Here is a 12212-nt window from a genome sequence, read left to right as displayed (position 1 = left end):
GCCGCACCCGCGCCGCGGACGAGACCGGGGCCGCCACCGGAGTCCGGCCCGCCGCCGTCCGCGCCCGGCTCCGCGTGCGGTGGGGCGGGGGCGGCGTGACACTGACGGGGGCACGGTCCGCTCCCGCGCCGAACCAGGAGGCGACATGAATTGGTTGTGGGCCCTCATCGTCGGCCTGATCCTGGGGCTGATCGCCAAGGCCATCATCCCCGGCAAGCAGCAGATCCCGCTCTGGCTGACGGTGCTCTGCGGTCTGATCGGCAGCGTCCTGGGCAACTGGGCCGCCACCGGCCTCGGCGTCAACGAGACCAGAGGCATCGACTGGATCCGCCATATCCTCCAGCTGATCGGCGCCATCGTCCTCGTCGTCATCGCTGGACGCATCTGGATCACCGTACGCGGCAACCGCAGCCGCCACACCCGCACCTGACCCGCCCACCGAACGGCGCGGCGCCCGGAAACGCCAGGACGGCCGGTGGGCGCGATGCGTACCGGCCGCCCAGGGCGGCGGGGGAGAGGCCCGTCAGACGCCGTCGACCTTGGCGAGCTTGCGGCCCGCCTTGAGGTACACGCCCTCACCGGCCGGGGCCTCGGCGACCACCTCGGCGAGCGGCCGCACCGCGTCCGCCTCGGCGATCACCACCGTCTGCTGCCCGTCGGCGCCCTCGACGACCAGCTTCAGCGCGTTCTGCTTCGCCAGCCGCCGGGCCGCCGAGGCGCTCGGCGTGAACTCCAGGACCTTCGTCAGCACCGCCGCGACCGTCTCCGCGCCGTGCGCCGCGACATCGACGGACGGCAGCGAACCGACGTCCGTGAACGACTTCTTGGAGAACTGCGCGGTGAACCCGGCCCGTGCGGCCATCGCCGCCTCCAGGCCGTACAGCGCGGTCACCACCTCACCCGCGAGGATCTTCTTCAGATCCATCGGGTGCAGCGACCGCTCCTCGACCCGCTTCAGGGCGAGGGTGATCTCGTCGTCGGTCCACTCCGTCCACGCTTTGAGGTACGGCTCCATGAGACGGTCCGGCACCGACATGATCTTGCCGAAGACGTCGTCGGCGGGGGCGCCGAGGCCGACGTAGTTCCCCTTCGACTTCGACATTTTGGCGCCGGTGCCGTCGGTGCCCTCGATCAGCGGCATCGTCACGACCAGCTGCGGCTGCTGCCCGCGCAGCTCCATCAGCTTGCGACCCATCTGCAGGTTGAGCAGCTGGTCCGAACCGCCCAGCTCGACGTCGCACTCCAGCGCCACCGAGTCCAGGCCCTGCGCGATCGGGTACAGCAGCTCCGTCATCGTCAGCCCGGACCCGGCCGCCAGCCGGTTGCGGAAGTCCTCACGCTGCAGCAGCTGCGACGCCGGGACCTGCGAGAGCAGCGACAGCAGCTCCGGGAAGGTGTACGGCGCCAGCCACTCGCTGTTCTGCCGGAAGCTGACGTGCTCGAAGTCGAAGAACGGGCGGACCTGCGCGCGGTAGGTGGCGAGGTTGGCCGCGATGTCGTCGTCGGTCAGCGGCGGCCGCTCGGCGGTCCGGCCCGACGGGTCACCGATCTTGGCGGTGAAGTCACCGATGATCAGCGTGACGGAGTGGCCCAGCCGCTGGAACCGGCTCAGCACGATCAGCGGCACCGCGTGCCCGAGGTGCACATCGGTCGCCGTCGGGTCGATGCCCAGCTTGATGTGGAGACCGCGGCCCGCCGCACGGCGCTCCTCGATCCGCTCCGCCAGCTTCTCCACGCCCGGCAACACCTCGACGGCGCGCCCCGCGATCAGCGCCGCCTGCTCCTTCGGCGGCAGGTCCGTCAGGTCGAGAGAGCGCCGCGCGCCCGTCTCCCGGAGCAACTCCTGGACGGTGGCGTCCGTGGAGAGGTCGGCGGAGAGCAGGGTCGTGGCGCGGGCGACGGATTCGCCGAGGCGTGTCATGGCGTTCCTGATCGGTTGTGGTTCCCGGAGGGGAGGACGAGGTGACAGTCTATTCGCTGCGTGTCCACCGCCTTCGCCTCCCTGGGGACCGGCCGTCCGCGCTCCCGTACGGGCCCGGACCCGCGAGGCCGTCCGCCCCGCGGCGGGGCCCGCCCAGCGGCGCGCCTCGCCGATCGCGTGATCCCCGGCCAGGGATTGGAGGGATCCACCACAAGGCGGTCCGCGCCGGGCGCCGGACGGGCGGCGCGACGGTCACCGCGGACGGCGCGGACGGCCGTTTCTGTAGGGACCTGACAGCGACGGCGCACCGCCCCTGTGCGGCCTCGATTCTCCGTACAGGCCCGGTGACCGATAGTTTCGTACCGAACGCAGGATGGATTCAGGAAACGAAAGGGTGATCTCGTGAGCCGCTCGGTTCTGGTCACCGGAGGCAACCGCGGCATTGGCCTCGCCATTGCCCGTGCCTTCGCCGAGGCCGGCGACAAGGTCGCCATCACGTACCGATCGGGCGAGCCCCCCGCGGGGTTCTTGGCCGTGAAGTGCGACATCACGGACACCGAGCAGGTGGACCAGGCGTACAAGGAGATCGAGGAGAAGCACGGTCCGGTCGAGGTGCTGGTGGCCAACGCCGGTGTCACCCGCGACCAGTTGCTGATGCGGATGTCCGAGGAGGACTTCACCTCCGTCCTCGACACCAACCTCACCGGCGCCTTCCGGGTGGTCAAGCGCGCCAACCGCGGCATGCTGCGGGCCCGTAAGGGGCGCGTCGTGCTGATCTCGTCGGTGGTCGGCCTGCTCGGCGGCGCGGGCCAGGCGAACTACGCCGCCTCCAAGGCGGGTCTGGTGGGCTTCGCCCGCTCGCTCGCCCGGGAGCTGGGCAGCCGTAACATCACCGTCAACGTCGTCGCCCCCGGGTTCGTCGACACCGACATGACCCGTGTGCTCACCGACGAGCAGCGGGAGGGCATCGTGAAGCAGGTGCCGCTGGCGCGCTACGCGCAGCCCGAGGAGATCGCCGCCTCGGTTCGCTTCCTGGCCTCCGACGAGGCCGCGTACATCACCGGAGCCGTCATTCCCGTGGACGGCGGATTGGGCATGGGTCACTGAGCAGCATGAGTGGAATCCTCGCAGGCAAGCGCATTCTGGTCACCGGCGTGCTGACCGAGTCGTCGATCGCGTTCCAGGCCGCCAAGGTCGCCCAGAACGAAGGCGCCGAAGTCATCCTCACCGGCTTCGGCCGTCTCTCCCTCGTCGAGCGGATCGCCAGGCGGCTGCCCAAGGAGGCGCCGGTGATCGAGCTGGACGTCACCAACAAGGAGCACTTGGACGGCCTCGCCGACAAGATCCGCGCGCACCAGGGCGAGGATGCCCGTCTCGACGGCATCGTGCACTCCATCGCCTTCGGCCCCCAGGGCGCCTTCAACTTCCTGGCGGCGGACTGGGAGGACGTCGGCACCGCGGTCCACGTCTCCGCGTACTCCTACAAGGCGCTGGCCATGGCCTGCCTGCCGCTGATGGAGAACGGCGGCGCGCTCGTCGGCCTCACCTTCGACGCGCAGATCGCCTGGCCGAAGTACGACTGGATGGGCGTGGCCAAGGCGGCGCTGGAGAGCACCAACCGCTACCTGGCGCGCGACCTCGGCCCCAAGGGCATCCGCTGCAACCTCGTCTCGGCCGGTCCGATCAAGTCGATGGCCGCGAAGTCCATCCCCGGCTTCGAGGAGCTGGCGGACGTGTGGAACCACCGTGCCCCGATCGGCTGGGAGCTGACCGACCCGGAGCCCGCCGGCCGCGGCGTCGTCGGCCTGCTGTCCGACTTCTTCCCCCGCACCACCGGCGAGATCGTGCACGTCGACGGTGGCGTGCACATGATGGGCGCCTGACCGCACCCACCCGCGCCGCACGGCACCCGGACGGGCCCTGATCATCCGTCAGCAGCCCGTACCCGCCTTGCCTCCTGCCCGTTCCGGTTCGCGCCGGGGCGGGCAGGACGCGTTGCGGGGCGTATGGCCCGCGCGGGTGCGTCAGCCGGTGCCCCGCAGCGCCGCCCGGCAGCCGAACGGCAGGGTGCTCGCCTCGGCGGCGGCCCGCTCGTCGTCGCCCTCGCGGATCGCCGCCACCAGCCGGGCGTGGTCCATACGGGACTCGGGACGCAACTCCTCGCCGACGTCGGCGCGCAGGAAGTCGCGCAGCACACCCCCGAGGTCGGCGTAGATCTCCGCCAGCACGTCGTTGTGCGAGGCCGCCACCACGGCCATGTGCAGCGTCGCGTCCGCCTCGACGAACGCGTCCGCAGCCCCCGACTCCCAGGCGCGCTCCCGGCGTTCCAGCAGCGCGTCGAGCTGCCGCAGATCGTGCGCCGTGCGGTGGCGGGCGGCCAGCCGCGCCGCCGATGCCTCCAGGGCGCTGCGTACCTCGGCGATGTCCCCGGGGTCGGCGTCGGCGAACCGGCGGTTCATCACCCCGGCCAGCTCACTGGTGGCCACCACATACGTGCCGGAACCCTGCCGGATGTCCAGCAGTCCGTTGTGTGCCAGCGCCCGTACGGCCTCCCGCACGGTGTTGCGGGCCACCCCGAGCTGCTCGACCAGCTCCGGTTCGGTGGGGATGCGCGCGCCGACGGGCCATTCGCCCGAGGTGATCTGGGCACGCAACTGCGCGATCACCTGATCCGCCAGCGCGGAGCGGCGGGGGGAGGTCAGGGGCATGGCTGCGCTCCGGGGTGCGGGGAGAGGGCGGCGGCGGGCGGCGCCACCGGGACCGGGCCGGGCAGGCCGCCCGGGAGGGGGCGACCGCCGACAATTGGACAGGCAATCATCCTATGATTCTATGATGCGGCCATGGCAGAAGACGACCTGGCGACACTCCCCGCCGCCAACCGGCCCGCCCCGGACGGCGCACCCCTACCCGCCACCGACCGCACGGCCGACGACGACCGCCCCGCACCGACCACCCCGGCCACCGCACCCCGCTGGCTCAACGGCGTCGTCATCGCCGGACTCGTCCTCGCCGCCCTCAACCTCCGCCCCGCCATCACCAGCCTCGGCGCCCTCATGGAAGAGGTACGCGCCGGACTCGGCATGAGCGGCACCGTCGCCGGACTCCTCACCTCCGTCCCCGCACTCTGCTTCGCCGCGTTCGGCATCGCCGCCCCCCGCCTCGCCAGACGCCGGGGCCCCGGCGCCGTCGTCTGCGCGGGCATGGCCGCCATCGCCGTCGGCGTCGCCATACGCCCCTTCACCGGCGGCACCGCGGGCTTCCTCGCCGCCAGCGCGCTCGCCCTCGCCGGCATCGCGGTCAGCAACATCCTGCTGCCCGTCGTCATCAAGAGCTGGTTCCCCGACCGCGTCGGCCCGATGACCGGCATCTACTCCATGGCCCTGGCCCTCGGCACCTCCCTCGCCGCCGCCACGGCCGTGCCCCTGAGCAGCGCACTTGGCGGCTGGCGCCCCGGCCTCGCCGTGTGGGCCGCACTCGCCGTCGCCGCGGTACTTCCCTGGGCCCTGGTCCTGCGCCGCCGCGCCACCACCCCCGCACCCGGCGCCGCCCACCGCACCGAGGACCGGCCGATCCGCATCGCCACCTCCCCGACCGCCTGGTCCCTGGCGGTCTTCTTCGGCCTCCAGGCCACCGCCGCCTACATCACCATGGGCTGGATGCCGCAGATCTTCCGCGACGCCGGGGTGTCCGCCGGTACCGCGGGCGTCCTGCTCGCCGTCACCATGGCCCTCGGCGTCCCGCTCTCCTTCGTCCTGCCGCGCCTCGCCACCCGCATGCGCCACCAGGGACCGCTCGCCGTGGGCCTCGGCCTCTGCGGACTCGCCGGATACACCGGCCTCTGGCTCGCCCCCGCCTCCGGCGCCTGGCTCTGGGCCCTCCTCATGGGCGTCTCCAACTGCGCCTTCCCGCTGGCCCTCACCATGATCGGCATGCGCGCCACCAGCGCCGCCGGTGTCGTCAAGCTCTCCGCCTTCGCCCAGAGCGTCGGCTACCTCATCTCCCTCCCCGGGCCCCTCCTCGTCGGCGCCCTCTACCAGCACAGCGGCGGCTGGGGCATCCCGATCGCGCTGATGGCCGGCCTGATGGTGCCGCAGATCGCCGTCGGCGTGCTCGCCGGACGGGACCGCCGCATCGAGGACGAGACCTGAGTGCGACACTGACCCCATGCCTGTACTCGAACCGAACCCCCAGGGCGGCCAGAAGAAGCTGCTCACCGTCCTCGGTGTGATGCTCGCCGTGACCGTCGTGATCGCCGTTGTGGCGAGTATCGCCGCCAACTGACGTACGGGGCGCGGCCTGCGGGGATGCGCCTGAGAATGCGCCGCGGGGCGGCATGGTGATGCGCCGCGGGGTGCCCTGTGCGGTCGGGATGATGTCCTGCCGGGTGCTCCGGGGCGTGGGCTGGCCTCCGCGGTAGGGCTCGCGATCCGGCCGGGACGCTTCCGGCCGGGCCCTGCGCCGACGTCGCGGCCGCGGCTCGCCGCCTCCCCGGCCGGGTCCGGAACCGGCTCGGCACCGCGGGCGCGTGCCCCGTCCGCTCGAACGCCCCGGACGAGCCCGTGGACCGGCCGGTCCACGAGATCCCCTAGGGGATGATCCTCAGGGATCAGTGGGGGCTTTCCCGGATAGGAACGCCCACCCTTCCCCCCGTACTTTCGAAGAACACCGCACCCCGCGGTAACGCGCCGCCCCACAGCGGCGGCGCGCTTCGATCCGTCACGGAGGCAACCATGCCCACCGCGTCCCGCCGCACCGCCGGACCCGTGCCCCCGCGCGACGCCGCCCGGCCCGCGCCGCGCACCGGGACCGTGCGGAGACAGCTGCCGTGGTGGGCCCTGGCACTCCCCGTCGCCACCTTCGCGATCCTGCTCGCCCTCCCGGCGACCTCCGCCGCACCGGCCCCCACCGCGCTGATGCGCCTCCTGGAGATAGCGGCCCGCACCCTCTCCGCCTGACCCGTCGCGGACCACCGTCACCCCCGGAGGGGCCCTCCCAACACCCCGCGCCCCGCGCCGCCTTTCATGCGAAGCTGGGACGCATGAGCGCCGATACACCTCGCCGGATCGTCCTCCTCCGACACGCAAAGGCCGAATGGACACAAGAGAGCGACCATGAGCGCCCGCTCGCCGAGCGTGGCCGGATGGACGCCCCGGCAGCCGGACGCCGGCTGGCCGGAGCCGGGATCACTCCCGACCTCACTCTCTGCTCAAGCGCCGCCCGTACCCGTGAGACCTGGAAGCTCTTCGTCGGCGAACTGCCCCAGCGCCCCAAGACCGTCTACGACGACCGGCTCTACGAGGCGTCGCTCGGCGAACTGATCGCGGTGCTCAACGAAACCTCCGACGAAGTGACCAACCTGCTCGTGGTCGGCCACAACCCGGGCATGCACGCACTCGCCGACGCGCTGGCGGGCGGGACGGAAGGAGACCTGCTGGCGCGCATGAACCGCGGGGGATTCCCGACCTCGGCGATGGCCGTCATCGAGTTCAACGGTTCGTGGAAGTCCGTCGAGCACGGCGTGGGGCGCCTCACCGCGTACTGGCCGCCCCACGAGTGACCTCCGCAGGCCATGCGCCTGCGAGAGAAGCGGGCCATGAGCCTGAGACGGGCCATGCGCCTGAGAAGTGCGAGGGCCGATCGTCGGTCTGTACGAACCAGCGGTGCCGACGACCTGACCGATTGGGGGAGGTGGGGTGGGGGGGAGGGGGAGGCCCCCCAAGAGGGGCCAAGGCCAAGCCCCCAGCCCACCCCGGCCGAGCCCCCTACCCAGCCCCACCACATCCCCCAGGCACCAGCCACATCCCCCCTGGCACCAGCCACAGGTACTCACCCCGTGGCCCGCAGCCCCTCACCCCACATGCGTCTCCGCAGCCTCGACCTCTTCGCGGGTGATGCCCAGCAGGTACAGCACGGTGTCGAGGAACGGCACGTTCACGGCCGTGTGGGCCGCCTCGCGGACCACCGGCTTGGCGTTGAAGGCGACGCCGAGGCCCGCGGTGTTGAGCATGTCCAGGTCGTTGGCGCCGTCGCCGATGGCGACGGTCTGGGCCAGCGGCACTCCGGCCTGGTGCGCGAAGCTGCGCAGCAGTCGTGCCTTCCCGGCCCGGTCCACGATCTCGCCGGTGACCTTGCCGGTGAACTTCCCGTCCACGATCTCCAGGGTGTTGGCGGCGGCGAAGTCCAGCCCCAGCTCCTCCTGCAGCGCGTCGGTGACCTGCGTGAACCCGCCGGAGACGACGCCGACCTGGTAGCCGAGCCGCTTGAGGGTGCGGACGAGGGTCCGGGCGCCCGGCGTGAGCCGTACCTCCTTGCGCACCTTCTCCACGACGGACGCGTCGAGACCGGCCAGCAGCGCGACGCGGGCGTGCAGCGACTGCTCGAAGTCCAGCTCGCCGCGCATCGCCTGCGCGGTGACCTCGGCGACCTCCGCCTCGCACCCGGCGTGCGCCGCGAACAGCTCGATGACCTCGTCCTGGATCAGCGTCGAGTCGACGTCCATGACGACCAGCCGCTGCGCCCGGCGCTGGAGCCCCGCCGACACCACGGCGACATCGACGCCGAGGAGGGCCGCCTCCGGCGCCAGTACGGAGCGCAGCGCGTCCGTGGCGGCGCCGGACACCGCGAACTCCACGGCCGTCACCGGGTACTTGGCGAGCCGGAAGATACGGTCGATGTTGCCGCCGCAGGACGTTATGGCGGCGGTGATCGCGGCGGTGCACTCGGCGGTCAGCGGATGGCCCAGCACGGTGATGTGGGACCGTCCGGTGCCGCGCGGACGGTTGTCGCCCCGGCCGGAGATGATCTCCGCCTGGAGGTTCAGCGAATCGGCCCAGCTGTGGACGGTGGCCCGCAGACCGCCTTCGGAGGCGCCGTCGGCCCCGGCGGCGGGCGCGGTGATCAGGGCGCACAGCACTATGCGGCCACGGGTCACGACCTGCTCGATGTCGACGACATCGACGGAGTAGGCGGCGAGGGTGTCGAAGAGACCTGCGGTGATGCCGGGCCGGTCCTTCCCGAAGATCTTCACGAGGAGGGTCGGTACGTCATCGCCCGGTACGGCGGTGGCAGGCGGGATCTGCGATGCGCTCATGGTGCCTTTACGGTAACCGCCCACCGCGTCCGCCCGTACACCTGTCCGTCGTTCGGACCGCCACACGCGGCGCCCCGATCACGGCCCCGGACCCGCGGCGCCCGGCCTGGGCACCCGCTCGCCGCCCCGCCCGGACAGCCTCCGGGCCGCTGACCCATGATCGTTATGGACTCGTGTCCGCACCGCCTTCCGGCGGTTTCCGGACCCTCCCGGCGGCTGGAAAGGGGTGCTCCGGGGTCGGTCGCGGTGCACGGTTTCGCCGTTCCTGTGTGGTTTGACGGGTGCCGTCCGGGCCCTCGTACGGACGTGCCGTACGCGGTGTGCGCCGGCCCCGCGTCCCGGTTTCCGGTAGGCGGGCCGAGCCTGAAATAGTTCCCCACGATGTTCGCCATCCCTGGATTCCCATACAGGGCGTCACTCGGGGGACTATGTAATGGGGCGTGGAGTGCCTGAACTCGTACTGGAATTGAAGGGTAGGACCTGGACGCTCGACCCGTCCCGGTCCTACATCGTGGGCCGTGATCCGCAGGGCGACATGGTGCTCGACGACGCCAGGGTCTCCTGGCGGCACGCCGTCCTGCGGTGGGCCGGACACAGCTGGGTCATCGAGGACCAGGGGAGCACCAACGGCACTTACGTCCAGGGGCAGCGGATCCAGCAGACGGAGATCGGCGCTGGTTCGGCCGTCCACCTGGGCAACGCCACCGACGGCCCGCGGATGACCCTGTCGGCCGCCGCCGCACCGGCCACTGCACCGGCCAGTGCACCGGCCACTGCACCGGCCAGTGCACCGGCCAGTGCACCGGCCGCCGGTGCCTACGGCGCGCCCGCGGCGCCGCAGCAGGCCGCCGCCCAGGGCTGGCAGCAGCCGCCCGCCGCCCAGCAGCCGCCCGTCCCGCAGGGGCAGCAGCCGCCCGCCGGGGCCGGACAGCAGCCCTACGTCCCGCAGCAGCAGGCCCAGCAGGCCCAGCAGGCCCAGCAGCCCCAGCAGCAGCCCTCCCCCCGGGCGGGCGCCGCCCCGCAGGCCCAGGGCGACCGCAGCCCCACCACGTTCCACCGCCTGGAACTCGACCGGGTGATGCGCATCGGCCGTGCGCTGGAGAACGAGCTGGTCGTCTCCGACCTCCAGGTCTCCCGCCACCACGCGGAGTTCCACGCCACCCCCGACGGCCGCTTCGAGATCCGTGACCTCGGCAGCCACAACGGCACCTATGTCAACGGCCAGCCGGTCCCCAGGTCCGGCTCCGCCGACATCGGCCCGAACGACATCATCGGCGTCGGCCACTCCACGTTCCGCCTGGTCGGCGACCGGCTGGAGGAGTTCGTCGACACCGGCGACGTCTCCTTCTCGGCCCGCCACCTCACGGTCACCGTCGACGGCGGCAAGCAGATCCTCAAGGACGTCTCGTTCGGCGTCCCGGAGAAGTCGCTGATCGCCGTCATCGGCCCCTCCGGCTCCGGCAAGTCGACCCTCCTCAAGGCGCTCACCGGCTACCGCCCCGCCAACCAGGGCGACGTCCTCTACGACAACCGGAACCTCTACAAGCAGTTCGCCGAGCTGCGGCAGCGCATCGGCCTGGTCCCGCAGGACGACATCCTCCACAAGGAGCTGACCGTCCAGAAGGCGCTGCGCTACGCCGCCAAGCTCCGCTTCCCCGGCGACACCGCGGAGGCCGAGCGCGAGGCCCGTATCGACGAGGTGCTGCACGAGCTGAAGCTCCATGTGCACCGGGAGAAGAGGGTCACCTCCCTCTCCGGCGGTCAGCGCAAGCGTGTCTCGGTCGCCCTGGAGCTGCTGACCAAGCCGTCGCTGATCTTCCTCGACGAGCCGACCTCCGGCCTCGACCCGGGCATGGACCGCGACGTCATGCAGCTGCTGCGCGGCCTCGCCGACGACGGCCGTACCGTCCTGGTCGTCACGCACTCCGTCGCCGAGCTGGGGATCTGCGACAAGCTGCTGGTCATGGCGCCGGGCGGCGGCGTTGCCTACTTCGGCCCACCCGAGGAGGCGCTGAACTTCTTCCAGTACGACACGTGGGCCGACGTCTTCTCGGCGTTCGAGAACTACCGCGACTACGACTGGATGGGCCGCTGGCGCGGCTCCCCGCACTACCAGATGTACGCGGCGGACATCGACGCGGTCGCCCCGCAGTCGGTGCAGATCCAGTCGCCGCCCGCCCGGATGCAGAAATCGCAGAGCTGGGGCTCGCAGCTGTGGACCCTGATGCGCCGCTATGTCTCAGTGCTCGCGTCCGACCGCGGTTTCCTGGTCCTGATGCTGGCGTTGCCCGCGGTCCTCGGCATCGTCTCGATGCTGATCCCCAGCAACTACGGCTTCGGGTACGGGCCGGACAACCGGCACGGCGCCAACCGCGATGCCTCCACGATCATGCTGATCCTCGCGGTCGGCATGTGCTTCTCCGGCGCCGCCAACTCCGTACGTGAGCTGATCAAGGAGCGGGTCATCTACGAGCGCGAACGGGCCACCGGCCTGTCGCGGTCGGCGTATCTGATGTCCAAGGTGATCGTCCTGGGCGTGGTCACCGCCTTCCAGGGCGTGATCATCTCGGTGATCGGCTTCTGCACCCGGACGATGCCTGTCGAGGGCGTGATCCTCCACAACCTGCCGGGCGTCGAGATGACGCTGGCGGTCATCGCGCTCGGATTCACCTCGATGATGTTCGGCCTGATCATCTCCGCACTGGTCAAGACCGCTGAGAAGACCATGCCGCTGCTGGTCATGTTCGCCATCGTCCAGGTCGTCTTCACCGGCGTGCTCTTCCAGCTGTTCGACACGATCGGCGTCGCGCAGTTCTCCTGGCTGATGCCGTCGCGCTGGGCCGTCGCCGCGATGGGCGCGACCGCCGACATGAACCGTCTGCTGCCGTGGGAGCCCGCCAACCTGGCCAAGGGGACGCCCGCCAACCCCGATCCGCTGTGGCAGCACCAGCCCGGCGTCTATGTGATGGACATGATCATCCTGATCGCGCTCGGCGTCGCCCTCGCCTTCGTCGTGGCCCGCCTGCTGCGCCGCCACGAGCCGGAGGTCATGCGCAAGTGACCCGGCGCCCGTAGCGCACCACCGCCGAGGGGGGGGCCCCCCGGGGGGGGGGGGGGGGCCCCCCGGGGGGGGGGGGGGGGGGGGGCCCCGTGGGCGCGGTTGGCGGTGGCGGCGGGAGGGTGGTTGGGGGGCCGGGGTGT

The 12212-nt window shown here is 71.7% G+C and carries 11 protein-coding genes; 8 read left to right on the top strand and 3 right to left on the bottom strand.

Annotated features, from left to right (window positions below):
- Positions 1–145 precede the first annotated feature (145 nt).
- Complete coding sequence (locus ACFWWQ_RS21405) at positions 146–430, top strand: GlsB/YeaQ/YmgE family stress response membrane protein (protein ID WP_384598424.1); 285 nt, start codon at positions 146–148, stop codon at positions 428–430.
- Between the two features lie 93 nt (positions 431–523).
- On the opposite strand, the gene tyrS is transcribed toward ACFWWQ_RS21405, so the two are convergent.
- Positions 524–1921, bottom strand: a complete 1398-nt coding sequence (tyrS, locus tag ACFWWQ_RS21400) for a tyrosine--tRNA ligase (protein ID WP_384598422.1) — start codon at positions 1919–1921, stop codon at positions 524–526.
- A gap of 402 nt (positions 1922–2323) precedes the next feature.
- On the opposite strand from tyrS, the gene fabG reads away from it, so the two are divergent.
- Both fabG and fabI read left to right on the top strand, forming a co-directional pair.
- Complete coding sequence (gene fabG, locus ACFWWQ_RS21395) at positions 2324–3028, top strand: 3-oxoacyl-[acyl-carrier-protein] reductase (protein ID WP_384598420.1); 705 nt, start codon at positions 2324–2326, stop codon at positions 3026–3028.
- A 5-nt stretch (positions 3029–3033) separates the two neighbouring features.
- The gene (fabI, locus tag ACFWWQ_RS21390; protein ID WP_384598418.1) at positions 3034–3804 is read left to right on the top strand and encodes an enoyl-ACP reductase FabI; all 771 of its coding nucleotides are present in this window, start codon (positions 3034–3036) and stop codon (positions 3802–3804) included.
- A gap of 141 nt (positions 3805–3945) precedes the next feature.
- Here the strand turns inward: fabI and ACFWWQ_RS21385 are convergent, their stop codons facing one another.
- Positions 3946–4629, bottom strand: coding sequence for a FadR/GntR family transcriptional regulator (locus ACFWWQ_RS21385; protein ID WP_384598416.1), 684 nt, complete (start codon positions 4627–4629; stop codon positions 3946–3948).
- A gap of 132 nt (positions 4630–4761) precedes the next feature.
- On the opposite strand from ACFWWQ_RS21385, the gene ACFWWQ_RS21380 reads away from it, so the two are divergent.
- From ACFWWQ_RS21380 to ACFWWQ_RS21365, 4 genes are all read left to right on the top strand, one after another.
- On the top strand, positions 4762–6069 hold the full coding sequence (locus tag ACFWWQ_RS21380; protein ID WP_384598414.1) for a CynX/NimT family MFS transporter: 1308 nt from the start codon (positions 4762–4764) through the stop codon (positions 6067–6069).
- A 16-nt stretch (positions 6070–6085) separates the two neighbouring features.
- Positions 6086–6202 (top strand): SGM_5486 family transporter-associated protein, encoded by a 117-nt coding sequence (locus ACFWWQ_RS21375; RefSeq protein ID WP_251076762.1) that lies wholly within the window; start codon positions 6086–6088, stop codon positions 6200–6202.
- A 449-nt stretch (positions 6203–6651) separates the two neighbouring features.
- Positions 6652–6876 (top strand): hypothetical protein, encoded by a 225-nt coding sequence (locus ACFWWQ_RS21370; protein ID WP_384598412.1) that lies wholly within the window; start codon positions 6652–6654, stop codon positions 6874–6876.
- A gap of 83 nt (positions 6877–6959) precedes the next feature.
- Positions 6960–7478, top strand: a complete 519-nt coding sequence (locus ACFWWQ_RS21365; protein ID WP_384598410.1) for a SixA phosphatase family protein — start codon at positions 6960–6962, stop codon at positions 7476–7478.
- A 291-nt stretch (positions 7479–7769) separates the two neighbouring features.
- Here ACFWWQ_RS21365 and serB read toward each other — a convergent pair whose 3' ends face one another.
- A complete protein-coding gene (serB, locus tag ACFWWQ_RS21360; RefSeq protein ID WP_384598408.1) occupies positions 7770–9011 on the bottom strand; it encodes a phosphoserine phosphatase SerB in 1242 nt (413 codons plus the stop codon).
- Between the two features lie 433 nt (positions 9012–9444).
- On the opposite strand from serB, the gene ACFWWQ_RS21355 reads away from it, so the two are divergent.
- Entirely contained in the window at positions 9445–12072 is a 2628-nt protein-coding gene (locus ACFWWQ_RS21355) for an FHA domain-containing protein (RefSeq protein WP_384598406.1), read from the top strand.
- Positions 12073–12212 lie beyond the last annotated feature (140 nt).

The sequence above is a fragment of the Streptomyces sp. NPDC059080 genome (assembly GCF_042739975.1).
Classification (GTDB): Bacteria; Actinomycetota; Actinomycetes; order Streptomycetales; family Streptomycetaceae; genus Streptomyces; species Streptomyces benahoarensis.
Note: the sequence above shows the minus strand (reverse complement) of the source record. Positions and strands in the feature narration are given on the sequence as shown.

Excerpts from the sequence above, each read along its gene's own strand:
- ACFWWQ_RS21405 (WP_384598424.1), top strand. The coding sequence starts at position 146 with ATGAATTGGTTGTGGGCCCTCATCGTCGGCCTGATCCTGGGGCTGATC.
- tyrS (WP_384598422.1), bottom strand. The coding sequence starts at position 1,921 with ATGACACGCCTCGGCGAATCCGTCGCCCGCGCCACGACCCTGCTCTCC.
- fabI (WP_384598418.1), top strand. The coding sequence starts at position 3,034 with ATGAGTGGAATCCTCGCAGGCAAGCGCATTCTGGTCACCGGCGTGCTG.
- ACFWWQ_RS21385 (WP_384598416.1), bottom strand. The coding sequence starts at position 4,629 with ATGCCCCTGACCTCCCCCCGCCGCTCCGCGCTGGCGGATCAGGTGATC.
- ACFWWQ_RS21380 (WP_384598414.1), top strand. The coding sequence starts at position 4,762 with ATGGCAGAAGACGACCTGGCGACACTCCCCGCCGCCAACCGGCCCGCC.
- ACFWWQ_RS21375 (WP_251076762.1), top strand. The coding sequence starts at position 6,086 with ATGCCTGTACTCGAACCGAACCCCCAGGGCGGCCAGAAGAAGCTGCTC.
- ACFWWQ_RS21370 (WP_384598412.1), top strand. The coding sequence starts at position 6,652 with ATGCCCACCGCGTCCCGCCGCACCGCCGGACCCGTGCCCCCGCGCGAC.
- ACFWWQ_RS21365 (WP_384598410.1), top strand. The coding sequence starts at position 6,960 with ATGAGCGCCGATACACCTCGCCGGATCGTCCTCCTCCGACACGCAAAG.
- serB (WP_384598408.1), bottom strand. The coding sequence starts at position 9,011 with ATGAGCGCATCGCAGATCCCGCCTGCCACCGCCGTACCGGGCGATGAC.
- ACFWWQ_RS21355 (WP_384598406.1), top strand. The coding sequence starts at position 9,445 with ATGGGGCGTGGAGTGCCTGAACTCGTACTGGAATTGAAGGGTAGGACC.